The sequence below is a fragment of the Allorhizobium ampelinum S4 genome, from assembly GCF_000016285.1.
GTDB classification, from domain to species: domain Bacteria; phylum Pseudomonadota; class Alphaproteobacteria; order Rhizobiales; family Rhizobiaceae; genus Allorhizobium; species Allorhizobium ampelinum.
This window is the reverse complement of sequence record NC_011989.1, coordinates 1,607,780-1,633,712: the sequence shown is the minus strand read 5'-3', so window position 1 is coordinate 1,633,712 and position 25,933 is coordinate 1,607,780. Positions and strand designations below refer to the sequence as shown.

The following is a 25,933-nucleotide window of genomic DNA, read 5'->3' as shown; positions in this document are numbered from 1 at the left end:
GCTTTCGTGCCGTTTTCGAGCTTTTTGGAGGGGCCCCCGTTTTGAACGGATGGTGTCGCAAAGAGACACAATTAGCAAATGCTTGCCTGAAATGGTGGCAGCCAGTCGCGCGGACTGTCGGAATAACGTCATAATCTTCCGTTTAAGACAGTGCGCGCCGAGCATTTTGCTTGCCTCGTGAGATCGAGGTGGTTAATTGCGCGAGGGGCTTAATTCAAAGGGATAAGAATGCAGTTTGAAGAAACGAAGCTGTCGGGCGTTTTTCTAATCACTCCAAAGCGGTTTGGGGATGCGCGGGGCTATTTCATGGAAACCTTCCGCGCCAGCCTGTTTGAAAGCGAAGTGGGACCTTTCACCTTCGTTCAGGACAACAAGTCGTTTTCGGCCGAGGTTGGTACGGTTCGCGGCCTGCATTTCCAGTTGAACCCGAGGGCGCAGGGCAAGCTCGTTTCTTGTGCGGCTGGCGCTTTGCTGGACGTCGCTGTCGATATTCGCCAGGGCTCGCCGACCTATGGCCAGATGGTGAAAGCCGAACTGACTGCCGAAAACGGCTGCCAGCTTTGGGTGCCGCCGGGTTTTGCGCATGGCTTCTGCACATTGCAGCCCAATACCGTGATCAGCTACAAGGTGACGGATTATTACAGCCCGGATCATGACCGGGGCCTGTTGTGGAACGATCCGGCGCTGGCAATCGATTGGCCGGTGACGGAAGACAACGCCATCCTGTCTGACAAGGACAAGAAGCAGCCGAAACTGAGCGAGCTTGAGACGAATTTCGTCTATCAGCCTTAAGCGCCTCTGCTTGGTGCCAGTCTGCTCTATGAACGCTAGGGGATATCGAAAATCATGCGCGTACTTGTAACCGGCGGTGCCGGCTTTATCGGATCGGCCGTTGTTCGCCATTTGGTGCTTGAAAAAGGCTATGACGTCCTGAATGTCGACAAGCTCACCTATGCGGGTACCTTGACCTCGCTGAAATCGGTTGAGGCAAATCCGCTTTACCGGTTCCTTCAGGCCGATATCTGCGACGGCCAGGCAATCGCCTCGGCTTTTGCAAGCTTCAAGCCCGACCGCGTCATGCATCTGGCCGCCGAAAGCCATGTCGACCGCTCAATTACTGGCGCCAAGGATTTCGTCGAGACCAATGTGCTCGGCACGTTCACCATGTTGGAATGCGCCCGCGCCTATTGGCAGGGGCTGGAAGGTGCGAGCAAGGACGGTTTCCGCTTCCTGCATGTCTCGACCGACGAAGTTTATGGTTCGCTGGGCGATGAGGGTCTGTTTACCGAAACCACCCCTTATGATCCAAGCTCCCCCTATTCCGCCTCGAAAGCCGCTTCCGACCATCTCGCCAAGGCCTGGGCGCGCACCTATGGCCTGCCGGTGGTGGTGTCGAATTGCTCCAACAATTACGGCCCCTTCCATTTTCCGGAAAAGCTCATTCCGCTGATGATCATCAACGCGATGGAAGGCAAGCCTCTGCCGGTCTACGGCAATGGCGCCAATATCCGCGATTGGCTTTACGTCGAAGACCATGCCAGGGCGCTTGATATCATCGCGGAGCGTGGACAGATTGGCGAAACCTATAATGTCGGTGGCCGCAATGAGCGACGCAATATTGAGGTCGTCACCCGCGTCTGCGCGCTGATGGATGGCCTGCATCCGTCGGATACGCCGCATGAGAAGCTGATCCAATACGTGACCGACCGTCCCGGCCACGACGCCCGTTATGCCATCGACGCGACGCGGCTGGAAACCGAACTCGGCTGGAAGGCTCAGGAAAATTTCGAGACCGGCATCGAGAAAACCGTGAAATGGTATCTTGAAAACCGCTGGTGGTGGGAACCGTTGCGCCAGGGCTATGATGGTAGCCGTCTTGGCCTGCTGAAAGCCGCGAGCAAATGAGCGGCGTGAAGCGCTATCTGGTGACGGGCCTGGCCGGACAGGTCGTGCAGTCGCTGCTTGAGAAAGCCAGCGATCGCAAGGATATCGACCTGGTCGCCCTGGGTCGGCCACAGCTTGATCTGGCCGATGCCGCGACGATTGAAGCGGCTGTGCGGGCAGCGAAACCCGACCTGATTATTTCGGCTGCCGCTTATACCGCGGTCGACCAGGCCGAAACCGACGAGGCCGCGGCCTTTGCGGTCAATGGCGAAGGGCCGGGGGAATTGGCGCGGGTTGCCAAGGCGCTGGATATCCCGATCATCCATATCTCGACCGATTATGTCTTCGATGGCAGCAAGGCTTCGCCCTATAACGAGGCCGATCCGGTTGCGCCGCTTGGCGTCTATGGCCGCAGCAAGCTGGAAGGCGAGCGCCGGGTGGCGGCTGAAACCGATAACCACGCGATCCTGCGCACGGCCTGGGTCTATAGCCCGTTCGGCAAGAACTTTCTGCTGACCATGTTGCGGCTGGCTGAAACCCGCGATGAACTGGGCGTGGTCGCCGACCAGATCGGCAATCCGACCTCGGCGCTCGATATTGCCGATGCGGTGTTGAAGGTGGCTGATAACCTGCTGTCGTCCAAGGCCGCCGATCTGCGCGGCACGTTCCATATGACGGGAACGGGAGAGGCGAGCTGGGCGGAGTTTGCAACGGAGATCTTCAGGCTGTCGGCTGAGCAAAACGGCCCTTCGGCCAAAGTCAATCCAATCCCGGCCAGCGCCTACCCGACGCCCGCCAAACGGCCTGCGAACTCCCGGCTGGATTGCGCCAAACTGGCCAGAGTTCATGCTATCGATATCCCCGATTGGCGCGTATCGACGCAACTGGTCATCGACCGGTTACGCCGACCAGCCGCAGTTTAGAGTTTGTCTAGGGAAAACTGGTCGCCAGCTTTCCTCAAAAGACAACGAACACAAATGACGTGTCAGGAGTTTTATAAATGAAGGGTATCATTCTAGCCGGTGGCAGCGGCACCCGCCTGCATCCCATGACGCTAGTCACCTCCAAGCAGCTCATGCCTGTCTATGACAAGCCGATGATCTATTATCCGCTCTCGACGCTGATGCTGGCCGGGATTCGCGACATCCTGATCATCTCGACGCCAAAGGATCTGCCGAACTTTCAAAGCCTGCTGGGCGATGGGTCGAAATGGGGGATTTCGTTGACCTATGCCGAGCAGCCGTCACCGGATGGCCTGGCGCAGGCCTATATTATCGGCGCGGATTTCGTCGGCTCTAATCCGTCTTGTTTGATCCTCGGCGACAATATTTTCTATGGCCATGGTGTCAACGACCTGTTCAGAAGTGCTGTGGCACGCAATGACGGGGCAACCGTATTTGCCTATCACGTCAATGATCCCGAGCGGTACGGCGTCGTGGAATTCGACAAGGACATGAAGGCGATTTCGATCGAGGAAAAGCCGCCAACGCCGCGGTCGAGCTGGGCCGTGACCGGGCTATATTTCTACGACAAGGATGTCGTTGATATCGCTGCAAACCTGAAGCCATCGGCGCGTGGCGAGCTGGAGATCACCGACGTCAACCGCGTGTATCTAGAACGCGGTCGGCTGAACGTGGTGAAGATGGGCCGCGGCTATGCGTGGCTGGATACCGGCACGCCCGACAGTCTATTGGATGCCTCGGAATTCGTCGCCACGCTGGAACGCCGTCAGGGCTTCAAGATTTCCTGCCCGGAAGAGATCGCCTATCGGCTCGGTTTCATCGACGCCCAGCAGTTGGAAGCGCTCGGCCTGCAATATGGCAAGAGCGCTTATGGGCAATATCTGCTGAAAAAAGTGCTCTAACGCTTTTAATTCACATGCGCATCTGCGTTACAGCGACTTGCATGAAAGCGTGCGGGGCGCTGTAGCGGCTTATATATGCAACGTAATTCGATGTCGGACCGAAATAGCGGACAAAAATGCTTCATCCTCATTGCGCTGTAATATTCGATCTTTGCTCGACAACAGACCACCCCAACATCAGCGGCTAATAAACTCCCAAAGATCATCCCTTTCCCTCTCTGACAGCGCGTTTTCCTCTTCCGGCACATTGGCCGTCATCCAGCCGTCGACCGCCGCGAAGAACTGGAACATGGACATGGCGCGGACTGATTGGGGGGGAAACCCCATGGTCGCGCCATTGCCGTAAATCGCGGCAAATCTCAACTTTCCGTTGGGAAGGTCGTCGAGGGCATTGCCCCCTTTTGATTTGCCGCGTCTGGCTCCCCCGGTTTTTCATCCGGTGCGCCGACGATGCCGGCTGTCAGGATCGCCTGGGCAAACAGCAGATTTTCAGCGGGCGGGCGGGCCTCAACCCATTTGCGCACCAGGGTGAGCGCCTCAACCGGCGACTTGCCGCCGCCGATCAGCCCGAACCGGATCACATGGGCGATGTCCCCCACCCGCCAAGTGCTGGTCTGGAGCCGGTCGAGGATCACATACGGCCCGGCATCGCAGGCCTCCTGCAATCCCTCCAGCTCACCCCAGCCGAGGCGGAAGGTGTAATCACCATCCGCCCAAGGCATTGTCAGTTCCGCGTTCCTCATTTCGGGGTGACCACGCGGGTCATCTTACCGTCGCTCTGCATCGAGATGCTGGCCGTGGCGCGCTTGCCGTTGTCGCCAGCACCTTCGAACTTCTCGACATGCATGCGGCCTGTCCAGGTTATGGTCTTGGCCGGGAACTCCCATTCAACCTTAACCGGAATGCTGTCGATGTCTTCCCAGGCATCGAGCCAGGTCTCAACGCTTTCCTGCGCCAGAACACCCTCGCCTGAGATCGACATAGAGAGCGACGAGGCATCACGGCCAATCCAATCTACGGTATCGGGATCATCGCAATCAGGGATAGAGCTTTCCTCCAGGCCCTTATCGAGAGACACCGACCGCTGGGTAAAGCCGCAAGGCGCGGAATAGACGATAGGGGTGGCGGAATTTCCGAGCAGAACACGGATCTTCCCGCCACGCATGGTGGTTGCTTGTGCCATGATGGCCTCCTGATTTTGGAAAAGTGTCAGTGATTTTCGATACCGGCCCGGAAGGTCAGCGCAATATGCGTGGTCAGTCCGTCCGGGTCGCGCAGATCGCGTCGGCTATCCAGTTCGAGATAGACAAGCGCATTGTCATTGAGGGAAAGCGTATCACCGGACAGCGCCGCAACGACCGCCTTGGCAATCCGCCGCCCCTCGGCAAAGCCAGGATCGTCCGACCAGACGCTCAACTGAATGAACAGGTCGGACAGATCCAGGCCATCGGCATCTTCGGGCAGTTCCTGGGTTGGGCCGAAGGACACATAAGGCAGGCTGACACCTTGCGGCACCCGGTCATAGACGCGACCGGCGATTAAAGCCGTCACATCAGCATCGGCTTTCAGGCAGGTGACAATCGCCACCTGCAATTCATGGGCCGCATCTTCGCTCATGAGGTGGCTACCTTTCGCGCTGCGGTTCGGACAGCTTTGCGCACCGCTCGCTTGGCTGACTTTTTGCTGGCCCGCCAGGACACATAGAAGAACGGCCGCGCCCTGGTGCCGGGGTTTTCTGAGCCGGCATACATGCCGCCATTCTTGTGAGGTGCCGTGCCATATTCCACCCAGCGGGCATAATAGGCCTCGGTGCTGCCGGCATAGATGGTGATGGAGAGATCATTGCCCATCTGCGATTTGACCGCGGCCACAATCCCAGACCCTTTCGGCACCTTGCCCCAGGTCCAGCCGATGCTATCGCGAAGCGTGCCGTCTTCGACCGCGACCAGGTTCTTCATCATGGCAACGACGCCATCGGCCGCCGCTTCAATGCCGGCCTTGATTTCGGCATTGGCCAAGTCTGGCAGGCGCTTGATTTTCCGGTCCAGTTTGGCGAGATTGAGGATCTTGCTCATCCAGCCACCCCGCCGCTCTGGCAGAGGAAGTCGATCCAGCGTCGGTCGCTGTCGGTCCATTCGCCGGCAGTCACGTCTCGGATATTAAAGAGGCGCTCTGTATCGAGGTCACGAATGCGCCAATCGGTTTCGACCTCCCGCGCCTCGCTGCAATCGCGCACAAAAATCACCTGCGAATGCTCGCCTTGCAGCCGATCCGCCATCACAGTCTCGCCACCACGAAGATGGACAAAACCCGCTCGGCAACGATAGCGCTCAACCCATGATGCGACGGTGACGCCGTCGCCTCGGTCGATCTCTTCGCGCTGCTCGAAGACAATCAAGTGCTTCAGGTCACCCGTCGATCTCTTCCGCGCCATCGGACCCTCCTGCACTTTCGCGCGGCGGCTTGGGCATCTCGACCGCCTTTCCGGCCGCCACGGCCCGTTCGCCGCAGCGTTTCAGCACCGTCACTTCCATGCCGGCGCGGTAAGCAATCGTGGTGGCGCGGATCGGTTTGAAGTCAAAGTCTTCCAGGAACCGCACCCGCATCACGCACCCCGCCGCCAATTGACCAGCAGCCGGTCGAAGTCGGTCACCACATCCGCCGCGCTGCTTTCCGGCTTGCCGTAAATCTCAGCCACGCGCATGATGATGCCGAGGCGAAGATCAAAGGGCAGCTCAACAAAGCCGACCTCATAGGTGACGGTCACAGGTGCTCCGCGATGCGCCTGCGGCCAGGATCGGATAGGAACCAGGCCGAGCGTCAGCCCATCGGATTTGAGCCGATACAGCGCGGGATCGAGGACAACTTCCCCACCATCCGGTGATGTATAGGTGATGATGGGCTTACTTCCCGGTTTCATCGGTCCATCCGGCAGACGCTCCAGATCGGCCCAGCTGTCACATTGCGCCACCAGGGTTTTCGGGGAGACCGACAGATTGCAGGTCTGCTCGACAACCGCGATGACTTCCTCGATGATCATTTGCAGGATGGCGTCATCATGGGCGGTATCGATGCCACAGCGCTCTTTGACGGTCGCGACCGTGACCGGCAGATCGGTCGCTTTCGCCGTGACTGTCGCGGCATACCAGCTCATGTGCCACCGCCTTGCACCGGCTTAGTCGCCGCAGCCAGCGCTGCAACGGTTGCCGCATGCTTGGTGCGCAGGGTGTCCAGTTCGCTTTTCTGGGCGCGCAGCACCATGTTTTCGGCGCGAAGCTTGGCAAGTTCTCCGTCCTGCTCATCCGCGACGGCAACGGCAAGGCCTGCTTCGATCAACCGACGCGCTTGCGAGATCTCGTAGCGATCCGTCACCTCACCTCGGTTCAAAACAAAGTCCGTCCCGGCAACGCCGGTCAGCATTTTGATTTTCATGGCTGTTCTCCAATCAGGAAACCGGTCGGCGCTGATTGCGCCGACCGTGACCAGGCGCGATCAGGCCGCCGTCTTCATGGCCTTGATGGCGTTGGCATCGCCCAGCTCGCCGTCGAAGCGGATCAGGCCGGCAATGCCGACCTTCGGCCAGAAGCGTTCGCGCAGCACGCCGATGACGGGCGACCCGACCTTGCGGACGTAGTATTTGGAGAAGTCGCCAAACAGCGCGATCCGCTTGTCGGCCGTCACTTCATCCATGTGCTGATTGATCGAATAGGCGCGACCGTTGAAGCTGGCCGGTGTTCCCTTCTGCACATCCCCCTGCTGCCAAAGGTAATTGCCGTTGCCATCCTTCAGTTTGCGGGTGGCCAGCAGGAACTTGTCATGGAACATGTACCGGCATTTGGGCGAGCCACGATAAGCAGGATCAATGGAATGCTCCAGTTCGAGGATGTTGTCGAAGGTGAAGGCATCCTTGGCCGCCGTGGTCACGCCGAGGCCCGCCGCATTCACCACGCCGTTCGGCTGGTTTTGGCCGGTTCCCGATGTCAGCTTGCGGTTCCCGATCCGACCGAGGCGCTCACCGATCATGCCGCCGAGCAGCGATTCCATGTTGAACAGCGAATCCGCATCCAGCTCGAAGGACCACTTGATGAACGGCGTGGCATAGACATAGGCGTTCAGCACCTTTTGCCCGAACTCGACATCGCCGCTGCCATCTTCCAGGAGATCGGCCGCCTCGGCCAGGGGATCGGCCTCGTTGTCGGTATCGTCAACGGTCGGCACCAGCATTTCGTTGCCCTTCGACGTGGTGATCACTGTGCAGATGTTTTCGTCATAAAGCGGCCCCCAGGCTTTCATCGCCTGGATGATCGTGGCTTCCAGCTCGACCGGCACGGTATAGCCACCCGCAACGGCACTGGTTGTCACCTGATCGCGGCTCTCAAACGAGGCAGCGCCACGCTGCAGCACCGCGCGCTCTTCCTTGGTCAGATCGGACGGACTGACACCGCAGACCACCTTGGCAAACACGCTGCGATATTCGACCTTGCCACCCTGGGGTAGATCGTCGCCACGCATTTCCGGGGTATCGCGCAACGGGCGCTGTTTGGCGCGGCGCTCTTCATCGCGCTTTTCCAGCTCGATCAGTTTTTCTTCCCGGTCGAGGATACCTTGCAGCCGATCATATTCGGCCATCGCCGTATCATGAGCGCTTTCCAGTTCCTTGGACCGAACCTCATCGGTGTCAGGCGTAATCGCCTCCAGCCGTTCGCGGGCCTCGGTAACAAGGCGCGCCTGCTTTTCGCGCAATTCTTTCAGTCTTTGCGACATAGTCATGCTCCTGATTGTGGGGGAAAGTTGGGACGCGGGTCTTACGAGCGCCGCGTCAGGTCGAGGCCGATTTTCAGGCGCAGGCGCGTGGCCAGTCCATGAGAACGGATTTCGGTTCCACGGGCGTGTTCAAGCGACCGCAGGGCAATGGAGGTGCCGGCATAGGCCGGGATAGAGACGATGGAGACTTCGAACAGGTTGAGGTCGGTCAGCGTTCGGCGCGGCATGGATCTGGAAAAATCCCATTCCTCGCCAATCGCCTCGAAGCCGAACGACATGCCGGAGATATCGCCCCTTGCGATCAGGGTGCGGACATCGCGCCCGACCGTGGTATCGGGAAGATCGATCTCGACAGCCAGGCCCTTGGCATCCTCTGACATCCGTAGCGTGCCCGCCCGGTTGCGACCCAGCACATGGGCCGTGTCATGGTCATAGAAGGCGCGGATATCATCAGACCGCAGCGACCGGGCAAAAGCGCCTGGTGCAATCGTCTCTTCGAACACCCCGGCGATGGTGGTGACGTCACCAAAATTGGCGGCGTAGCCTGCCACCGTCATTCGCTCGCCATCGCCCCGGGCTTCCACCGGCAGCACCAACGAGCGGCGCTCACGCTCACCCGGTTTCGGTTTCGGTGTCATCGGTCACCTGCCTTTCTGTGTCTGCTGCGGGATCATTGAGCGGCGGGTCGCTATTCTCGCCCATCGCATTTGTGCCGGGGGCACTTGTGTCGATGACACTGGTGCCGATGGCGACGGTTGCGCCCTGGATGTAGAGTTGGTCGGCAGCCGGGTTCGGATCACGTGGACGGCCTTCAATCTCTCGGCCCTCGTTCGGGGTCAGCAGCGCCGAATTGACGCCGGTTGCTAAGGCTTCCAACCGGCTCTTGAAGTCACCGCGCATCAGGCCGTCGAGGTTGTGGCGGACATAACGGCGGGTATTCATCCGCCCAAAAATCTTCAGGTTCATTTCCCCTTCCATCGCCGTCGCCCATTGGCTGACCAGATGCTTGACCAGATAGAGGTCGTTCTGCTCGACATTGGAGAAGGTTGCTCGGCTCAAGTCCTGAAGGAAGTTCGGCGGGATCTGATAGGCGCGGGCAATCTCTTGCACCTGGTAAAGCCGCGCCTCGGTCATCTGCCCCTTGGCCGGGTCGTAACCCACTTGGGTGAGTTTGTAGCCGACCGGCAACTGGATCAGCGGAAGCTGATCGTCTCGCGCCGCCTTCACCGCCCGCTTGATATCTTCACGCGCCCGCTGCATGGCCTTGTCATTGGCAGGCATCGGCCCTTCCAGCGCCAAGGGCGGAACGCCGCCGCCTGCAAAGAAGTTCGAGGCATAGTCGTTCATGGCCAGCGCCAGTTGGATGGCCTTTTCCGCCATGGCAATCGGGCCGCGATGCTGGACCAGATTACGCTTCAGCATATAGGGGATGTCGATCACGTCGGTGGCTGGATATTCCCTGCCCTCGAAACTGTAGAACAGCCGCCCGCCACGCCGCCTGATCGAACAGCTGCCGGGATCAATCGGCCAAAGCGCCTCGATGCCAGCACCCTTGCGCTCGATCCAGGCCAGCCCCCGCCCGCCGGTAAACACCTGTTCCCAGAAGAAGCGCCGGAACTTTGAGGTGTCCATTTCGTCATTCGGGTTTTCCTCCAGAACGACAGCCAGCTTTCCGCCGAGCCGCACCGGTCCGCGTTCGCCCGTCCGGTAGACATGCAGCGGAAGTGTTGCGAGGGTCCGCGACAGAAACGATACCGCCGCCTGCACAGCCGGGACTTTCAGGGCCGTTTCGATATTGACCGTGGGCAGTGCGCCGCCGCCAAGCCCGAAGAACTCCATAAAATTGGTGGCGCTGACCGGCACGGTTTCGCTTTCGAGCGACGTTGAACGCCGCTCGGCCTTGCCTTTCTTGGATGCCATCAGGCCACCCCTTTATTGATGTATGGAGTAATCCGGGTCATCCCATGGGGATGCCTGGGAGGCACGAACACGGCACATCGCCATGCCCATCGACATGGCCAAAGACACCATGCCGTCGATGCGGCCAAAGGCATGTTCCTTGTCGAACATCCGATGGCCGGTGCGGTTTTCTGCAAAGACGGTGCTGGCCGCACAACTGTCCAGCATCGGGTTCGGGTCGATCTCGATGCGCGTCTCATAGAGCGCGTTCTCGAGCTTGTTGATGCTGTGCGGCATCCAGAGATAGATATCCTGCTCACCATCCGGTGCGTCAGGATCGCGCTCCAGCACCCGGCGCTGGAAGCCCTGCGGGTGGATGGTCAGCGGTAGGGAAACACCCTGGTCTTCCAGATGCTCGGACAATTGCTCCAACCCGTACTGGTCGGCGCCGATCTCAGTCGGTTCGAACTTTGCGCAGATCTCGGCCAAGGCTCCAGCGAGCCACGGATATTTGAGCCGCTGGCCGGGCACCGCCTCGATAAAACCCTGGTCACGCCAGAGGTCATAGGGGGCCTGGTCGGTATTGGCCCGATCCTCCAGCGTATCGGCAGGTGTCCAGAACCATGTCTTTGACGCAAACCGCTCAGCATCCTTGGTACTGTCAAGCACCCAGATCAGGGTCAGCGCGGTAAAGTCACGGGTGCGCGACAGGTCGAGGCCGCCATAGCAGGGAAAACCTTGCTCTATCAGCCAGTCAAGATCGAGATCCTTCTGGCAGGCCATCCAGGCCTCACGCTTGATCGCCGCATTGACTGATTGCGTCCATTCGCAAAAGTGCAGCCGGGCAATGCCGTTTCGTTTGCCGGGCATCATCCGCGCCTGGTCAACGACCCCATGCAGATAATCCGTGGTGATCGTCACATCCAGCAGCGGGTTTGCCTTCACCCAGCAGGACGGATCGTTTTCCCAATCATCGCCCTCATCGAGCGAGCAGACAAAGGCGAATGTCGTGTCGTCCTGGACGATGCCCGCCGCGACACTGACCGCATGCTGATGCTCTTCCCAGCAAATCGATTTGCGGTCGGAGCCGGAATTGGTCGCCATCACCAACAACGGCTGTTTGCGGAATTTAAAGCCGCGCTCCAGCATTTCGATGACATCGCGGTTTGGATGTTCATGCACCTCATCGCACAGCGCACAGGACGGACGCGGACCCGATTGCGCCTTATCCGCCGAGATCGGTTTGAAGAACCGCTTGTCGCCGCCCTTGCTGATGTACGTGAGCTGCCAGACCGGGTTTTCCCCCGAGGTGGTAATCCGCCTCATCAGTTCCGGCGACTGGTCGCGCATGGCAACCGCATCACGAAACAGCACCTGCGCCTGGTCTTTCTTGGCCGCCGCCGCATAGATCTCGGCACGGGGTTCGCCATCGGCCACCATCATGCAGATGCCAATGCCGGCCAGCAATGGCGACTTGCCGTTGCCCTTGCCTTCTTCGTCATAGAAGCGCCGGAACCGCCGCAAGCCGGTATCGGCCCATTTCCAGCCGAACAGCGAACCGACCCGAAAGGCCTGGCTCGGATGCAGCCGAAACCGCCGTCCCTCGAATTGCCCGCCATTCAGACGCAGCTTGGAGCCGAACCACTTGATCCGCTTGTTCGAGGTCTCCAGATCCCAGACCAGTCCCCGGGCCGGGCCGTCGATGAGATCGCGCAGGTGACGACGGCAGGCATTGCGAACATGGGGACCGGCAACGATATCGCCGCGCACCACATCCGTCGCCCAGGCGGTCACCGGATCATCGTCATAGCTGACATCCGGGATCTCGACATCAATCGAATCCATCATCGGTCGGGAACTCAAATCCTAGCTGGCCGGTCGCCTGCAAGCCACGCTCGGCAGACGGCGTCATGCCAAAATCACTCGCCAGCGCCCGGATCTGCCGCCACGTCTCATTCAACTGGCTGACTTCCGGGCGGCTCTTCAACTGGGTGCCGTTGCGGGTTTGGCTCTCATAGGTTTCCCCGCCTTCCCGCACATCGAGCCGCAACCGCTCATGGCGGGCTATCGTCCAGCAGAGCTGTTCGAACATGTAAACGTTGACTTCATTCAACCGGTTTTTGCGGGGATCACACAGCGGCGGTGCGATCCGATCCCATATGGCGCGCACATCGAACGGCAGGTCATCCGGCCGCAGCTCCCGCGCCTTGGCCGCCGCCCGCGCCTCGAAGTTCGCGCCCTGGCCGTCCTCGGTCTTCAGCGGGACGACGTTTTCGGAGGAGGGCTTGCGTCCCTTCATTGGGCAACCTCATCAAGAGTGGCTTTTTGTCTCCAATTTCCACTCACTACACAGAAATGACCAACGCCGGTGCGGGAGGAGGATCGGGTTCAAGGCTGACCCACCCCCTGCCCTCGACCATCAGCCGAGGGGTCAGGTCCGGTTCGCCGGGTGTCTGGGATCGGTAGGCCAGCCATTCGCTCCCATGGCAGTCGAGAAGCCACGATGCTCTTCCCGTTGCTTGGTCGCGTCGTGATGCTTCTTGCACAGGGTTTGGAAAGGTCCGTTCCAGAACTTCTCGGCGTTGCCGCTATGGCGCTCGATGTGATCGCAGATGAAGCCCTTCCTGAGCTTGCCTTGCTGCCGACACATACGGCAATAGGGTTCCCGCTTCAGCTGGAGCGACCGGATGGCTCGCCACCTCGTGGTGTAATACCAAGAGCGCCAGCCCTTGGCCTCATCTGATCTCTGATCTGTCGCCATATCCTTGAACGCAAAAAGGCGACCATCTGGCCGCCTCGTCATCATTCATCTGGTCATAGCTTACGCACTGGCCCTGAATCGCATCGCCTATTGGCTTGGATCAGAGCGAGGCCGGGGGAGAACATCAATCCCTTGGGAGCATCAGACGCCCCGGTCATCTCGATGGGAAAGGCGCTGCTCGCCTCTCCACGTTTCAAGCGATAATCTCAGTCAGAAATGAAGTCAATCCCCATCGTGATTTCGCTCATACCGCCAAACATCGGCACATCAACGACCACCTGGCCACGCTTCGACAGCACCTTGCGCACCGTCACCACGAAGTCGGCAAACGGGCCGGAACGGATCGTCACCTGCTTGCCCAGCACATCCGGCATTGGTGGCACGTCGCCCACATCCATATGTTTTCTTTCCGCTTTCTTGGCCGAGAGCATCAGTTGGCGCATCAATGGTTCGGGCATCAGGTGCGGTTTGCCATCCTTGCCCATCAGCCCGCGAAGCTTGGATGCAAGCATCAATCCGACGAAGGCTTCATTGTCGGGAATGACCTTCACGAACAGGTAGCCCCGAAACAGCGCCCGCTGGATTTCCACAGCTTGCTTACCCCGCCGAGGCGGCCACTTGTGACGTTCGCATGGGCACCAGCACTCGATTCCCTGCTGGTCGAGCGAATCCCGGATCACCTGTTCCATACCGCTCTTGCAGCTGGCTACCACCCAGCGCGCCAAACGGTCGAACTCGGGACGGTCACGCCTTGCCATCGCCACTTGGCGTTGCCGCTTGGCCTCCATGGCGTTGACGTAAGCCAAGCGTGAAAGACCCTCGTCCGAGACGCCATCCAGAAGTTTCCCGTTATGCTGCATCATGGGTGCGTCCCTCGCTCAGGCTGGTTTGGAAATGGTCGAGTGCCGCCTCGACCGCCGCGTCGAGATCGGGCTGATCCGGGTCAACGGGCGGGAAATAATTCCAGTCGCGCAGGCCCTCGACGAACATCCAGCCACGGCGTTCGTGCAGGCGCTTCCAGGCCGCAAACAGCGCACTGCTGCTTTCGACCCGCTCGAAGCTGGCAACCAGCGGCAGCAGGTCCACCGAGGTGACGAACGGCTCATTGCGACGGGCAAGGTCGCGCATCCGGCTCACCAGCGGCCAGCCGTGTTCCCGGCGCTTTTCCCAAACCAGGGCTTCCCGGCTGATCGCGCCAGAAGCCAGCCGCCGATTATCGAACGCCGTGAACACGAACTGGCCTGTCGGCTCGCAAAGCAGCGCTTCCAAGCGCCTGCCCATCCAGAGCTTGCCGCACACCTTCGCAGTGGCATGGGTTTGGACCGCCTGGGCAACCTCAGGCATCTTTTCCCAAGCCCGGTCTCGCAGGAACACAGCGGCGAAGGTGAACGTGCCTTTGCCGATCCACTGGATGTAGGCCGGAGTTTTCTCGATGCAGGCCGCCCGCTGATCTGCCGTCAGGGCAAACCACGCCTTCCTCGCAGCCGTGTCGCTGCTCTTGTCGTAATTCGGCCACGTCGGATACCAGCGCTTGAAGGCGAGATCGATCTTTCGCAATTCCTCTCTCGAAAATTCCCCCCGCCCCGCGCCTGCGGTGGGAGAGTTGTTTGGAGAGTTAGCTGGAAGAATCTTATCTTGGTGGAGCTGCTCCACCACCTTTGTGGAACCATTTCCACCACCTTCGGGCGCCATTTCCACCACCTTTTCCGCGCAAGGCGGTGGAGCTGCTCCACCACCTTCCGGCAAAATCTCACCCTCAAAAGGTGGTGTATCTCCTCCACCAGCTTGCGAATTTGCGACAGAACTCGCAGCAGCATGACCGGCCAGATCGCGGCCCGGCCAGCGCGCGATATACTCATTGCGCTTCCATTTTTGACCGCGAAAGCCGTGCTGGGTGACTTCGATCCAGCCCGCCTGTTCTGCCAGATCCAGATGCTTCAGGATTGTTTTCTTATCGAGGCCGGATAGCTCGACCAGTTCTGAGACGGGCGGATAGCAGGAGCCACCCGTTGCATCCATCTTCAGGCCGAGCGTATGCAGCACCAGCCGCGTGATCGGCGGCAGGCCGGATTTGGCAACGGCATGACGCCAGGACCATGCCCGCGATGTTGCGCCGTGATCAGGCTCCATCATGCCGCACCGCCTTTGCGCGCCACGTCCAGCATCGCCGCTCTGGCCGCACCAATGGTCAGCAACACGCTATCGCGCCAGCAGCCCTGCCTGCTCCGCGTGGAATTGATCGCCGCAAACTCGGCATCGATATAATCGACACCGGCCAAAAACCCGGCCGTCCGCAACACCATGCAGATCGAGGCATGGTCGCGGTAAATGACACCCTGCGGTACCCGCAGCAGCCAGTCGGCTCGCTCCGCGTCCGTCTGGCAATCGCAAAGCTGCTCTACGATTGGAAGTAGCCCGGTCATCCTTCACCCCCGCCGCGCAGCCACGCCTCGTACTCGCCAAACAGCGAGAGCCAGGCCGCTCTGACACGGTCATCTTCATTGATCTGTTTTTTGCTGGTGATGCCGAGACGGTCCTTGAGGGCCGCGTCGGCAGTGTCTTTGTCGTCAACCACGCGCCCACCGCCGGTCTCGCTCAGAAACCGGTGAAAGGCTGCGTGGGACAGCAGAATGGAGGCTTGCGCCGCGTGGTTCGGCTTGTGCGATCGGGCCGCTGGCTGGCTATTGTGCTGCGCCTCCAGTTCACCCCGCAGATCGCGCACCGCAACCGCTGCCCGATCCACAAGACGAAGAAACAGGCGCAAATGATCGAGCGCCCCACAGATCAGGTCCCGTTCGTCATGCAAGGCGGCCGGGTGAATGGTGGCAATATGCACTTGCTCGCCCATCAGCCGATGCACCACCAGGCGCAACCCGCCCCGATCCGCTTCCAGCGTCCAAACATCATCATTCAGACGCTCAGCCGACCCCTTGAGCCGGTTCACCGTCGAGACCTCACGTTGGCGGTTCACATCGTGCATGATGCCGCCACCTTGTTTACTGCGAGAATAAGGGAAAGCCCGGCAGAACCGGGCTTGGGAAACTTGACTGACGTATAACCGGCCATCAGTTCGCCCTCATCAGACGATCAAGATAAGCCTGCCCGAGACCAGTCAGCAGCACCGTCTTCTGATCCTCGCGGATCAGCACATAACCGCAGGCACGGCAATCATTCGCCAACAGCCGGTCAGGGCCATCAGGCACGATCAGTCGACCACCATGGATTTTGAGCTTGCGCAGGAAGCCCCGAGCCCGCGCACTCAAGGGCCGCGCGAACAGCGGGGTCAAGGTTGCGTCGATCATGGCTGATCTCCCACAACCCGAAGGCCGAATTTTTCCCCGCCCCTCGCTTTCACACCGGCAAGCGCCTTGCGAAACACACCAATCTTCGCTTCGAGCGCAGCCGCATCCCGGTCCATCTTGGTGGCTTCCGCCGGGGTCGCAACGAGATCGGAAAACGCAATGGCCGCACCGGAGAAAAGATCACCTGCCTGCTGCATCATATCAGCATAGGCAAGGATGGCGCTTTGCTCGACAGCACGGTCGCCTTCCGGGTCCGTCAACCGCCGACCGCTCAATTCCGCCATAGCCGAGGTGACAAGAGGCAGGCCGCATTCGCTCTCCAGGGCATAGACAACCGAAATCGGCATCAAATCCGTATCACGCGGGTTGTTCATCCGGCCGATATGGCTGGGGGAGACAGACGAGATCTCCGACGCCCGCTCGATACCGCCAACCAGCCTAATCAGATCGCGTTGCGCCGCTTTGATGCGATGAAACCAAGCGCTTGTGTGCATAAAACAAAACCTTTCCCGCGCCGGGAAATCTCCGGCGTTTTTCCCGTGGTGGGAATTGATCAAAAATGTGAGGAATGGGCCGTCAGATACTCAGGGAGGACCGCATGCAAACCGAAACTTGCCCGCACCAGATCGGACGCTAAACAACCTGGTGCGGGCTGCGCGTGGCTGGGAGGAGAGCCAGCGCGAAGGGTATGGAGAGAAGGGCTGCGCCATCATTGGGCGACCTCCAAGGATTTCGGCTCAGGGCGATAAACCCCATCAGGCCATTCAACACCCTCTGGCCAATTGTTAGCAAACCAGCCAAGCGCGGAATTGAAGCGGTTTACACCGATGTCGGAACCCGCTCGTAGCGCCGCCAATTTTTTACTGTCGCCAAAAACACGGTAGCTGACAGTCTTCTCCGATACGCTACTGGCGTAGGAGTAGATATCGCTCAATCTCAAAAGGTGCCCGATGTCTAACATAGAAGCGATAAGCGGTTATTTTACCGCTCATGTCAACGGTTTTATTACCGCTATCATGAGACATTTGCTACGGTTAGATTACCGCATATGCTAATGGATATTCTCAACAGAATTCAGGAACGGCTCGACACGGTTGGTTTGAGCGCGAATGCGGCGTCTGTAAAGGCTGGCATAAGCAAGGACGCTATCCGCAATATTCAACGCGCCTGCAAAAGCGGTCGCGACGGAATATCCATAACAACTCTCATTAAACTTGCACCCGTATTGCAGACTACGCCATCATGGCTGCTGGAAGGGAGCAGCAATGCGAATCAGTTCAGGGTGCCCAAAATTTCGTGGGTAAGCGCTGGAGCTTTTGACACTGCCGACACGGTACACAGCTTTGATGAGTTCCCAACAATCGAAACCTCGGGCCTGCCGGATGGTGACTGGGTGGCTTTGGAAGTACAGGGCGATTCAATGGATCGCATATCTCCGCCCGGCTCTGTGATCTTCGTGAACCGAGCAGACCGCAAGTTAAGCCATAATGCGTGCTATATCATTCAGGACGTTGATGGCAGCGCAACCTACAAAAGGTATCGCCAAAGCCCAATGAGATTTGAGCCGGTATCGACAAATCCGGAACACGAGACAATATATCCAAATGACAACAGTACACCCAATGTGTTTGGGCGGGTGTCTCGGTCTGTTATCGAAATGTAATTAATGGCGGTCTCAGTTCTGAAACTCACCAAACTGATTTACGATTTCGATTTTACTGGCTAGGAGCGGCGTTCGAAAACCGTGCGTCTGGCGTGGGTGATTGTTGACCCACAATGATATCCTTTAAGCGGATGTCTGATGCATTTCAAATCAGAGCAGGCCTGATGTTTTCGAAAATATCAACACAAGCTAAAAAACCAAAAATCTGTCGTTTTCAGGCTGAAATTGACTGTTTATAACTGCAGTTTCATGAAAAAATGGCATAGCGCTTTTCATTTTCACATCCCACAAGATATAGGGTATTTGAGATGATAGATATTTCAAGATTCGGAGTTTCTTGAGTATTTTTGACCACGGAATTAGGGGGAAGAGTTTCTGGGATGTCTATAGAGTCGAGTTATAGAATAGGAGATATGTTTGTCCAAGCGAGGATCGATACGACACAAGATGCTTTGGTCTGGCCGGTTGTGGAATTTCAGGGGTGGGTAGCGTTTTTCGGTCAGCGTGACAGTTTCGATGTCTATCTGAATGGCGATAGGGTTGATAATGTTCACACAGTTGCTCGACCGGATGTCGAAGAGGTTCTTGGGGCAGGCTGGGCTTCGATTGGCTGGCATGTGGTCTGCGATATAGGACAAAGCGCCAGAGACAATGGCCATGCTATCATTTTTGATGTCCGGGTCAGGACGCAAACGGTTGCTCAAGGTTGCTTCCGATATAAAGATCGACTGGAAACGACAACTCAGCCGCTGAAAATCATATTGCATATGCCTAAAACTGGCGGCACCAGTCTTCGTCTGGCGCTCGAAGAGCACCGAAAGAACCTGTTTTTGTTGCCGCTTTATCACCGTGATTTTTCAGCTATCAAGAGCTTGTCTTCGCTCTCAGTGGATAGGCTTGATGTCGCTTATGGCCATGTTCTTTACGGAATTCATGAGCAGATTGCACGTCCTGTTACCTATATGACGGTCCTCCGCAACCCCTATGATTTTGTAACTTCATTGTATTTTTTCGCCAAATACGTCCAGCGTGACCATAGTATATTGGCGGCAGAAAACATTGTTGATGCTGTAAATACTGTTAATAGGCCGGAATTCGACAACTATTATACCAGGACAATCGCAGGCATCCAACCTGAAGAACCTGTGACGGAAGAAGATCTGCAAAGGGCTATTAAAAATATCGACACGCATTTTTCCTTCATTGGGTTAGCAGAACGCTCGCGTCAAAGTTTTCGAATATTTAGTGAAGTTTTCGGACTTCCACTGAGATATCTTAAAGAAAATGTCACTCCAGATTTGGTTGAACGTGAATTCATGAATTTCAGAAGCGTAAACGAAGAAATTAAAAAATGCATCAATCTTGATTTGATATTATACAAATATGCCATCAAGAAATTTTGGTATATGGATATTGAATAACGTAAATAGGATAATAATTGAACTGACGTTTTTAGTATATCGAATATAGTTACTGATATTTCAGTCTTTGCATAAGACTCCACTTGCCGGACAGGAACTCCGGCATTTTTTTCAGCAAAGCGTCTCCTACGCGGACGCTGGCGGTGGTCTGGTCTTCTTTGTATAAGCATCGGAAAGCCTTCGATTTCACGAAACGCGCGATTTATCTGTCTGAAATTTCCGGCAACGATATCTCGCGATCATCGGTAACGCATTTAACCAAACTATCGCCCCACACCATATCGTTTAAGAAAAATGCTATGTCGCCTGCGCGACTCAAATAAGCGGTAAAATTACCGTATCTATATTGACAGCGGTTATATTACCGCCTTATGCTCATCCAGCGGCCCAACCTAGCCGATTTCCACCCCGTCCGGTGGAGATGCAGAGACGCCGCCGGAAGGCCTCCACCCCCACAAGCCCTACCCATCCGGCGGCGTCACATAAAACGAGAAGAGGATCGGCGCATCCTCAAGCCAAGGATGGAAAATCATGCAGCAGTGTCAGCACTGTGGATCTGATAATGGCCGAGGGCTTCCTGCCGCCGGCACGACGTTAGCACAGCCGCAAGACTAAGCCTCCATCTTCCCAGCCACACCACCGCCGAGACCACTCCGCACTTCAAATACGCACCAAGGACGGCATCTTGATTACCGAGCCTCGCATTATCGCGCATTTGGAAATGATAGCACAGGAGCAAAAATGTCGCAGAGCAATGGATTTCAATAACGCACATCCACAGACGCAGGAGAAACAGAATGCGAAAGGCTGATCAGACTTTGGCGACGCCACCCGCCAGAAAACGCGCCAGCGAGCACGCCATGGCTGCCGCCTTGAAGGCCGCCCGACGCGCAGGCCTCATGGTAGACCGCCTGCTTATCCAAGACGGCATGGTTGAGATACGATTTTCTGGCAGTGTTGAAAGCGATGCCGAACCAGCCTCTCTTGACCTCAAAGAATGGTAACACGTCATGAAAGTCAGCTATCCAGGCCTTATCAAGGAGGATCTGCCTTCGGGCAATGTACGTTATCGCGTCCGGGTGATTGGCAACCCGAAACAGCGGATTCGCATTTTTTGCCTGCCAGGCGATGAAGATTTCAGCCGCCAATATACGCTTGCCCGCTATGGAGAACAGCCGGTACCTTTGAAGAAGGCATCCGAGGTGGTCAAGCCCAGGTCCATAGGCTGGCTGGTGCACAGTTATTTTGAATACATGGAGCAAAGGGTAAAGGCCCGCCTCTCCAGCGCAAAAACGCTGAAGAAGAAACGAAACCTGCTGGCGCGGCTGATTGAGGACCCAGACCGGATCATGATCATCCCTCAACCAAAGCTGATCGAAATGCAGGATAAAATGGCCAGTACGCCCGCCCAAGCGGACGCGTTCATCGAATCTATCAGCGTCATGTATGAGTGGGCAATCAAGCGAGGCCACCTCAAAACCAATCCAGCTAAGGGAATTGACCGGATCTATAAAAAAGGCGACGGGGCAACGCCCTGGAAATCAGCCGATGTGAAACGCTTCTTTGCCTACCACAAGCCTGGTTCCAAGCCTTTCATTGCAATGTCCATTCTCCTTTGGACGGGTTGCCGCATCGAAGACCTGACATTCCTTGGCCCAAGGCATGAGTGCATTCTGGACGGGCTGGAAGCGCTGCGATGGGTGCCCGCAAAGAAGGGCTCATCGGAAGTGACCATTCCCCTGCTCAAGCCCTTAAAAGCCGCCATCCATAGCCAGGCCGTCATTGCAGAGACCTACATCGTTGCACGCGGCAACAAACCCTTCGCCAGCGGTGATTCCATGTCGGCCATGTTCAAGCGCTGGTGCATTGACGCCGGCCTGAACCACCTTTCCGCTCACGGTGTGCGCAAAGGCCTGGCCGAGTTGCTGGCAGAACAAGGATGCAGCCAATATGAAATAATGGCCATTCTCGGCCACTCAGAAGCTAAAACAAGTGAGGTTTACACCCGCCGCGTGGAGCGCTGGAAGCTGGCACAGCAAGCGATGGACCGGCTAGATGTCTCAGATGCTTGGCTGTGACCATTGCCATATTTTCCTTGGAAATCAGTTCTCAAGTGCGTATCTCCGCAGCAACCGCTCAAGAACCAGTCCGAAGCAAACACTGCCAATTGAGAATCCAATGAGATACTGCTTGTCAATAAATTCGGTAGGATAGCCCAGATAGTATGCTGATCGTACCCATTCGACTGCATGAAATACTGGATTCCAGGAAACGGCACGCAAAGCCACTTCTGGAAACGAATTAAGATAGATTGGCGCACCTGAGGTTAGATATACTACCACCATTGAAAATCCATAAATCATCGGAAAAATGGGAAGAATGGCTGAGATTACGCTGGCGCTTATTCCGAATCCAATTGACAAAATCACTGTAAAAAAGAATGCCGTCAAAGCTTCCGAAGGATGAATAGGAACTGGATTACTGCCAGTAGATATAAGATATATATATATTAATATAAATGAAATAACAATTCCGATAAATTCCAAAAAAGCCCTTGCCAGTACTATATCCAGCAACCGCACCACTGGAAATGACATCATAGATTTGTTTGCAATCAAGGATATGGACATAAATCGAGATACATACATAAAAGTCATAACAGGCAGCAGCCCAGTAGCAAAAAACAACTGAAGATCATCACCAAATTCAGATTTTTTTCCTACCACGTTATATACAGTTAAAAGCAAAAGAATATGTGCAACAGGAAAAAGCGGCACGATCAAGAAGCCTAGGCCGTGGTTAAAGTAGCGGCTGCGTATGTCGCGCATGATCACAGCATGCATCACGTTTAGCTTTTGCTGCAGCGCATCTTTTACCGAAATCTTTGGCTCGACCTCAGCCCTCTTTATCGTTTGCGCGTTAATTTCTGTCACGATGTTTTCCCGATCTTTGACCACTTTCAAGGTAAAGCGAAAATCCGGCTTTTCCGGGTCCGGAGTACCGACCATTCCACATTTAGCACGGCCAATCAGAAGCGAAAACAAGCGACGTCTATGGCGAACGGTGAAGCGCTGAAAACTAGCCAGTAAGCGCTGTACCGGCTTGATGTGTCCCACACATAGTTTTGACGTGGGACACATCAAAACTTAACCCGTTGAACAAAAAAGAAAAACCCGGCCTAAAGCCGGGTTCTTGGTGCGGTCGAGAAGACTCGAACTTCCACGGGTTGCCCCACAGCGACCTCAACGCTGCGCGTCTACCAATTCCGCCACGACCGCATCGTGGTAGAGTACCGACTTGCGTCGACGGGCTGCATCTAGCAAATGCATCGGGGGTACACAAGGGCGGCTTGCAACATTTTTATGAAATCGCTCCACAGCATTGAATTGTCTGTTGAAAACTCGCTCCAGCCGCGCCAAATGCAGGGTGAAATGCGGCGCGCTGCTGGAATGAACCTTATAAGCAGAATGAACCACATAAGATTGAGTCACTGGAGATCACCGCTCATGTTCTCCTTTCCGGTATAATCAAGGCGAGAAGGCGCGCACATCTTCTCCTTAACCTTGTCTGGTTCGTGCAAAGGTCGAACGTCAGCATGTGCGCCCGTTTAACGTCGTTGCCGTTTCACCATTGCATAGCTCTTTCAGCCGAAATCGGCGTAAGAAAATTATGCAACAAACTTAAAGCGTTATACTGCCGCCCCACATAGGAGGTGCGGCGCTATAAACCAACCACACGATGGCGACCGCCAATTGTGACCTTAAGGATAGTGTCTCATGCTTCGTTCCGATCTCGATAAGTCCATGCTTGCCAGCCCTGGCAATGCGCCGATCCGGTGGCGGGTCAGCGACGGACTTGTTGGCTATGAGGATGCGTTGCGCGTGATGGAGGAGGAAGTGGCAGCTATTGCCGATGGCACCACCGACGAGCTGATCTGGCTGCTGGAACATCCGCCGATCTACACGGCAGGCACCAGTGCCGATCCGAAGGATTTGATCGACACGCAGCGCTTTCCGGTTTTTGCCACCGGACGTGGTGGTGAATATACCTATCACGGACCGGGCCAGCGTGTCGTCTATGTCATGCTGGATTTGAAGCGGCGCCGCCAGGACGTACGAGCCTATGTCGCCGCCCTGGAAGACGTTATTATCAAAACACTGGATATGATGAATATTCGCGGCGAGCAGCGAGAAGATCGGGTCGGGGTCTGGGTTCGCCGGCCAGATAAGGCACCTCTACCGGACGGTAGCGTTACTGAAGACAAGATCGCCGCGCTTGGCATTCGTCTGCGCCGCTGGGTCAGTTTTCACGGCCTGTCTTTAAATGTCGAGCCAGACCTGTCTCATTTCAGCGGCATCGTACCCTGTGGCATCTCTGCCTATGGCGTCACCAGCCTTGTCGATCTCGGTCTGCCTGTGACGATGAACGATGTGGATATTCATCTCAAAGAGGCATTTGAAACGGTGTTCGGCCCGACAGTGGCCGACCAGCATATAAAGCCACGGTAATTGGCGCCTGAAAGGCACCCATTATCGGCTGGACCGCTGCTCCAAATCGCCAATCCTGCGGTGCAGGATTTCGATCATGCTGCCGGTTTCCTGATACATATGGGTCAAACGATCAAGCTCGCGGCGCATGACCAAAAGCATGTCGTCCTCGGCCTCGCCGCCATTGTCCTCTTCGTCTGGACCGCGCCCGTTGCCTGTCATCAGCCATTGGCGGCAAACGCCAAGACTATCGGCAACCAATCCAAGACTTCTGGCATCGGCTTCACTGCGATCCGCCTCCCATGAGCGCAATTTCGCAACCGGCACGCCCGCAATCGAGGCCAAATCGGCGAGATCCATGCCTGCACAATCCCGCGCAGTTGCAAGTCGCCCGCCCAAGGTATCGTCATTCACATTCAGTAGCCGGTTAATATCGTAAAGCCCCATAATACGATCTCCGTGAAAAAAACGCCGATGATTCCCAGCCACCCGACATTCCCTTGACCGCCTCTCGCCAAAGGCCCACGCCTTCAACAAATTTTTTACCCGCATGATTGCCAGCTTAAAATAGATCCAGATCGAAATCCGTCTGCCGCGCATCCGGGTTAAAAATACGCGCCCATCGGATTGCCACGCCGTTGAACCGTTTAAAACCGCAACAGAAATGTTCGCCATCTCAATTGGTTCCACGCCGCAGAAAAAATTATCCTGACGTCGCAAATTACGAAAATTGAAACTGTGCCGCAATGGCGCCTCACGACAAAATTCGTTTTCACGACCGTCATATTTAAATACCAGCCAGCAGACTCTCGGCCAAAAGCTCGGTAATTCGAAATTAATCCTTGAAAAAGACAATATTTTTCAACGGGAAAGCGATGAATTGAAGTCCATTGAATAAGCTAATCGGACCCGACGTATCCTTATCGGCTTCTGTCGACAGGACTTAAGGGCGCGTTAACGAACCAAATAAGCTACGCTCCAAAATGATCCATTTTTATTCCAATGGAAATTGAATGTCTTTTTTTGAGGCAGCCAAGCCAGGGCGAATCGACACGAACCAACAGACAACCGCAACGCTTTTCTGTTTGGATTATTTTTTTGAATGATGGTGCGCGCGATAAGCCGCTTCACACTTTTAGGGCCGATGGCTTCTTCCAAGCATCGGCTTATCCGAAAACCGCTCCACACTTTTCGGGCCGATGGCTTCTTCCAAGCATCGGCTTATCCGAAAACCGCTCCACACTTTTCGGGCCGATGCTATTCGGCCGCCTTCGGCAGATCCGGAACAGGATCGGACAGCGTCTCCACCAGTGGTTCCAGCTCGTAGGAATAGCCCTCTAGCATCGAATAGGCGCGCTCGATGGCGTCGATCTGGGTTTCGGCATTCTTGATCGCTTCGGCAATCGACTGGGTGCGGGCGCGCAACATCGAGCCGAGCACATCGGTTTCAGGTCGCCGGCCAATACGATCCACATGCTTGCGGATACGGGTGCGGTGACGCTCCAGTTCCAGAATATGAAACCGGGCTTTGAGGATATCGTCCGTCAACTTGCGGCGCAGGCCCGCGACCGGATCGAAACTGCCGGGCTCGCGCTCGTCAAGAATCATGTCGTTAATCAGCGATTCCAGCACCATCAAGCCCTTCAGGTCGGCAACATCGGCCAATTGCGGATCATAGCCGGTATCATCATAGACCTTACGGCGAACCGGATCCTTCAAGAGATCATAGGACGTAGTGATCCTGCCAAATTCATCCGGGTCGCCGCCGGCATCTGGATGGGCGCTCTTGGCCTTCTTGCGATACGCCGCCTTGACCGCCGCCTCATCGGCATCGCGCTCCAAACCCAGCATGACATAAGGATCGATCACAAAGGCACCTGTCTAGAAT

General features: G+C 56.5%; 33 protein-coding genes and 1 tRNA gene. 9 read left to right on the top strand and 25 right to left on the bottom strand.

The window, feature by feature from the left end:
* Nucleotides 1-228 precede the first annotated feature (228 nt).
* From rfbC to rfbA, 4 genes are all read left to right on the top strand, one after another.
* Nucleotides 229-792, top strand: coding sequence for a dTDP-4-dehydrorhamnose 3,5-epimerase (rfbC, locus tag AVI_RS07755; protein WP_015915838.1), 564 nt, complete (start codon nucleotides 229-231; stop codon nucleotides 790-792).
* Nucleotides 793-846: 54 nt separating this feature from the next.
* Nucleotides 847-1,905 (top strand): dTDP-glucose 4,6-dehydratase, encoded by a 1,059-nt coding sequence (gene rfbB, locus AVI_RS07750; RefSeq protein WP_015915837.1) that lies wholly within the window; start codon nucleotides 847-849, stop codon nucleotides 1,903-1,905.
* Nucleotides 1,902-2,807 carry a dTDP-4-dehydrorhamnose reductase gene (rfbD, locus tag AVI_RS07745; protein WP_015915836.1) on the top strand — a complete coding sequence of 302 codons (906 nt, stop codon included), beginning with the start codon at nucleotides 1,902-1,904 and terminating at the stop codon, nucleotides 2,805-2,807. Before rfbB ends, rfbD begins: the two co-directional genes overlap by 4 nt.
* A 77-nt stretch (nucleotides 2,808-2,884) precedes the next feature.
* A complete protein-coding gene (rfbA, locus tag AVI_RS07740; RefSeq protein ID WP_015915835.1) occupies nucleotides 2,885-3,748 on the top strand; it encodes a glucose-1-phosphate thymidylyltransferase RfbA in 864 nt (287 codons plus the stop codon).
* A gap of 359 nt (nucleotides 3,749-4,107) precedes the next feature.
* Here rfbA and AVI_RS07730 read toward each other — a convergent pair whose 3' ends face one another.
* The 13 genes from AVI_RS07730 to AVI_RS07670 are packed head-to-tail and all read right to left on the bottom strand — an operon-like array spanning nucleotide 4,108 to nucleotide 12,710.
* Nucleotides 4,108-4,470, bottom strand: a complete 363-nt coding sequence (locus AVI_RS07730) for a gene transfer agent family protein (RefSeq protein WP_234895294.1) — start codon at nucleotides 4,468-4,470, stop codon at nucleotides 4,108-4,110.
* Nucleotides 4,471-4,487: 17 nt separating this feature from the next.
* Nucleotides 4,488-4,931 (bottom strand): phage tail tube protein, encoded by a 444-nt coding sequence (locus tag AVI_RS07725; RefSeq protein WP_015915834.1) that lies wholly within the window; start codon nucleotides 4,929-4,931, stop codon nucleotides 4,488-4,490.
* Between the two features lie 26 nt (nucleotides 4,932-4,957).
* On the bottom strand, nucleotides 4,958-5,365 hold the full coding sequence (locus AVI_RS07720) for a DUF3168 domain-containing protein (RefSeq protein WP_015915833.1): 408 nt from the start codon (nucleotides 5,363-5,365) through the stop codon (nucleotides 4,958-4,960).
* Nucleotides 5,362-5,823 (bottom strand): HK97 gp10 family phage protein, encoded by a 462-nt coding sequence (locus AVI_RS07715; RefSeq protein ID WP_015915832.1) that lies wholly within the window; start codon nucleotides 5,821-5,823, stop codon nucleotides 5,362-5,364. The genes AVI_RS07720 and AVI_RS07715 overlap by 4 nt, the downstream gene beginning before the upstream one ends.
* Nucleotides 5,820-6,182, bottom strand: a complete 363-nt coding sequence (locus tag AVI_RS07710; RefSeq protein ID WP_041696509.1) for a head-tail adaptor protein — start codon at nucleotides 6,180-6,182, stop codon at nucleotides 5,820-5,822. The genes AVI_RS07715 and AVI_RS07710 overlap by 4 nt, the downstream gene beginning before the upstream one ends.
* Nucleotides 6,157-6,354, bottom strand: coding sequence for a hypothetical protein (locus AVI_RS07705; protein WP_041696508.1), 198 nt, complete (start codon nucleotides 6,352-6,354; stop codon nucleotides 6,157-6,159). The genes AVI_RS07710 and AVI_RS07705 overlap by 26 nt, the downstream gene beginning before the upstream one ends.
* Complete coding sequence (locus AVI_RS07700) at nucleotides 6,354-6,902, bottom strand: head-tail connector protein (RefSeq protein ID WP_015915831.1); 549 nt, start codon at nucleotides 6,900-6,902, stop codon at nucleotides 6,354-6,356. The genes AVI_RS07705 and AVI_RS07700 overlap by 1 nt, the downstream gene beginning before the upstream one ends.
* Entirely contained in the window at nucleotides 6,899-7,180 is a 282-nt protein-coding gene (locus tag AVI_RS07695) for a hypothetical protein (protein ID WP_041696506.1), read from the bottom strand. The genes AVI_RS07700 and AVI_RS07695 overlap by 4 nt, the downstream gene beginning before the upstream one ends.
* 60 nt (nucleotides 7,181-7,240) lie before the next feature.
* The gene (locus AVI_RS07690) at nucleotides 7,241-8,512 is read right to left on the bottom strand and encodes a phage major capsid protein (RefSeq protein ID WP_041696504.1); all 1,272 of its coding nucleotides are present in this window, start codon (nucleotides 8,510-8,512) and stop codon (nucleotides 7,241-7,243) included.
* Between the two features lie 41 nt (nucleotides 8,513-8,553).
* A complete protein-coding gene (locus tag AVI_RS07685; RefSeq protein WP_015915829.1) occupies nucleotides 8,554-9,150 on the bottom strand; it encodes an HK97 family phage prohead protease in 597 nt (198 codons plus the stop codon).
* Nucleotides 9,125-10,432, bottom strand: coding sequence for a phage portal protein (locus tag AVI_RS07680; protein ID WP_015915828.1), 1,308 nt, complete (start codon nucleotides 10,430-10,432; stop codon nucleotides 9,125-9,127). The genes AVI_RS07685 and AVI_RS07680 overlap by 26 nt, the downstream gene beginning before the upstream one ends.
* A gap of 12 nt (nucleotides 10,433-10,444) precedes the next feature.
* Nucleotides 10,445-12,259 carry a terminase large subunit gene (locus tag AVI_RS07675; RefSeq protein WP_015915827.1) on the bottom strand — a complete coding sequence of 605 codons (1,815 nt, stop codon included), beginning with the start codon at nucleotides 12,257-12,259 and terminating at the stop codon, nucleotides 10,445-10,447.
* Nucleotides 12,243-12,710 carry a P27 family phage terminase small subunit gene (locus tag AVI_RS07670; protein WP_015915826.1) on the bottom strand — a complete coding sequence of 156 codons (468 nt, stop codon included), beginning with the start codon at nucleotides 12,708-12,710 and terminating at the stop codon, nucleotides 12,243-12,245. Before AVI_RS07670 ends, AVI_RS07675 begins: the two co-directional genes overlap by 17 nt.
* 234 nt (nucleotides 12,711-12,944) lie before the next feature.
* Here AVI_RS07670 and AVI_RS30490 point away from each other — a divergent pair, with 234 nt between their 5' ends.
* Nucleotides 12,945-13,154: a hypothetical protein gene (locus AVI_RS30490; RefSeq protein WP_139192368.1), complete on the top strand. Its 210-nt coding sequence runs from the start codon at nucleotides 12,945-12,947 to the stop codon at nucleotides 13,152-13,154.
* A 224-nt stretch (nucleotides 13,155-13,378) separates the two neighbouring features.
* Here the strand turns inward: AVI_RS30490 and AVI_RS07660 are convergent, their stop codons facing one another.
* The 7 genes from AVI_RS07660 to AVI_RS07630 all read right to left on the bottom strand — a co-directional run bounded on the left by AVI_RS07660 (nucleotide 13,379) and on the right by AVI_RS07630 (nucleotide 17,408).
* Nucleotides 13,379-14,035 carry a transcription termination/antitermination NusG family protein gene (locus tag AVI_RS07660; RefSeq protein WP_015915825.1) on the bottom strand — a complete coding sequence of 219 codons (657 nt, stop codon included), beginning with the start codon at nucleotides 14,033-14,035 and terminating at the stop codon, nucleotides 13,379-13,381.
* On the bottom strand, nucleotides 14,022-15,305 hold the full coding sequence (locus AVI_RS07655) for a helix-turn-helix domain-containing protein (RefSeq protein ID WP_015915824.1): 1,284 nt from the start codon (nucleotides 15,303-15,305) through the stop codon (nucleotides 14,022-14,024). Before AVI_RS07655 ends, AVI_RS07660 begins: the two co-directional genes overlap by 14 nt.
* Entirely contained in the window at nucleotides 15,302-15,595 is a 294-nt protein-coding gene (locus tag AVI_RS07650; protein WP_015915823.1) for a hypothetical protein, read from the bottom strand. Before AVI_RS07650 ends, AVI_RS07655 begins: the two co-directional genes overlap by 4 nt.
* Complete coding sequence (locus AVI_RS07645) at nucleotides 15,592-16,152, bottom strand: hypothetical protein (RefSeq protein WP_015915822.1); 561 nt, start codon at nucleotides 16,150-16,152, stop codon at nucleotides 15,592-15,594. The genes AVI_RS07650 and AVI_RS07645 overlap by 4 nt, the downstream gene beginning before the upstream one ends.
* Before the next feature lie 85 nt (nucleotides 16,153-16,237).
* Nucleotides 16,238-16,474 carry a hypothetical protein gene (locus tag AVI_RS07640; RefSeq protein ID WP_041696502.1) on the bottom strand — a complete coding sequence of 79 codons (237 nt, stop codon included), beginning with the start codon at nucleotides 16,472-16,474 and terminating at the stop codon, nucleotides 16,238-16,240.
* Nucleotides 16,471-16,968, bottom strand: a complete 498-nt coding sequence (locus AVI_RS07635; RefSeq protein ID WP_015915821.1) for a hypothetical protein — start codon at nucleotides 16,966-16,968, stop codon at nucleotides 16,471-16,473. Before AVI_RS07635 ends, AVI_RS07640 begins: the two co-directional genes overlap by 4 nt.
* Before the next feature lie 215 nt (nucleotides 16,969-17,183).
* Complete coding sequence (locus AVI_RS07630) at nucleotides 17,184-17,408, bottom strand: hypothetical protein (RefSeq protein ID WP_234895293.1); 225 nt, start codon at nucleotides 17,406-17,408, stop codon at nucleotides 17,184-17,186.
* 120 nt (nucleotides 17,409-17,528) lie between these two features.
* Between AVI_RS07630 and AVI_RS07625 the strand changes: the two genes are divergently transcribed.
* From AVI_RS07625 to AVI_RS07610, 3 genes are all read left to right on the top strand, one after another.
* Complete coding sequence (locus tag AVI_RS07625; protein ID WP_234895292.1) at nucleotides 17,529-18,137, top strand: XRE family transcriptional regulator; 609 nt, start codon at nucleotides 17,529-17,531, stop codon at nucleotides 18,135-18,137.
* A 413-nt stretch (nucleotides 18,138-18,550) separates the two neighbouring features.
* Nucleotides 18,551-19,558, top strand: a complete 1,008-nt coding sequence (locus tag AVI_RS07620; protein WP_015915819.1) for a hypothetical protein — start codon at nucleotides 18,551-18,553, stop codon at nucleotides 19,556-19,558.
* Between the two features lie 1,010 nt (nucleotides 19,559-20,568).
* A complete protein-coding gene (locus tag AVI_RS07610; RefSeq protein ID WP_049777160.1) occupies nucleotides 20,569-21,636 on the top strand; it encodes a tyrosine-type recombinase/integrase in 1,068 nt (355 codons plus the stop codon).
* Nucleotides 21,637-21,660: 24 nt separating this feature from the next.
* Here AVI_RS07610 and AVI_RS07605 read toward each other — a convergent pair whose 3' ends face one another.
* Together AVI_RS07605 and AVI_RS07600 are read right to left on the bottom strand one after the other, a co-directional pair.
* Nucleotides 21,661-22,674 (bottom strand): ABC transporter permease, encoded by a 1,014-nt coding sequence (locus AVI_RS07605; RefSeq protein WP_187152382.1) that lies wholly within the window; start codon nucleotides 22,672-22,674, stop codon nucleotides 21,661-21,663.
* A gap of 77 nt (nucleotides 22,675-22,751) precedes the next feature.
* A tRNA-Leu gene (locus tag AVI_RS07600) sits at nucleotides 22,752-22,836 on the bottom strand.
* A gap of 498 nt (nucleotides 22,837-23,334) precedes the next feature.
* On the opposite strand from AVI_RS07600, the gene lipB reads away from it, so the two are divergent.
* Complete coding sequence (lipB, locus tag AVI_RS07595; protein ID WP_015915816.1) at nucleotides 23,335-24,066, top strand: lipoyl(octanoyl) transferase LipB; 732 nt, start codon at nucleotides 23,335-23,337, stop codon at nucleotides 24,064-24,066.
* Between the two features lie 21 nt (nucleotides 24,067-24,087).
* Here lipB and AVI_RS30485 read toward each other — a convergent pair whose 3' ends face one another.
* The 3 genes from AVI_RS30485 to AVI_RS07585 form a co-directional block, all read right to left on the bottom strand.
* Nucleotides 24,088-24,900: a helix-turn-helix domain-containing protein gene (locus AVI_RS30485; RefSeq protein ID WP_139192369.1), complete on the bottom strand. Its 813-nt coding sequence runs from the start codon at nucleotides 24,898-24,900 to the stop codon at nucleotides 24,088-24,090.
* Between the two features lie 99 nt (nucleotides 24,901-24,999).
* The gene (locus AVI_RS30480; protein WP_139192370.1) at nucleotides 25,000-25,203 is read right to left on the bottom strand and encodes a hypothetical protein; all 204 of its coding nucleotides are present in this window, start codon (nucleotides 25,201-25,203) and stop codon (nucleotides 25,000-25,002) included.
* A 99-nt stretch (nucleotides 25,204-25,302) separates the two neighbouring features.
* Nucleotides 25,303-25,896, bottom strand: coding sequence for a DnaJ domain-containing protein (locus AVI_RS07585; protein ID WP_085946625.1), 594 nt, complete (start codon nucleotides 25,894-25,896; stop codon nucleotides 25,303-25,305).
* Nucleotides 25,897-25,933 lie beyond the last annotated feature (37 nt).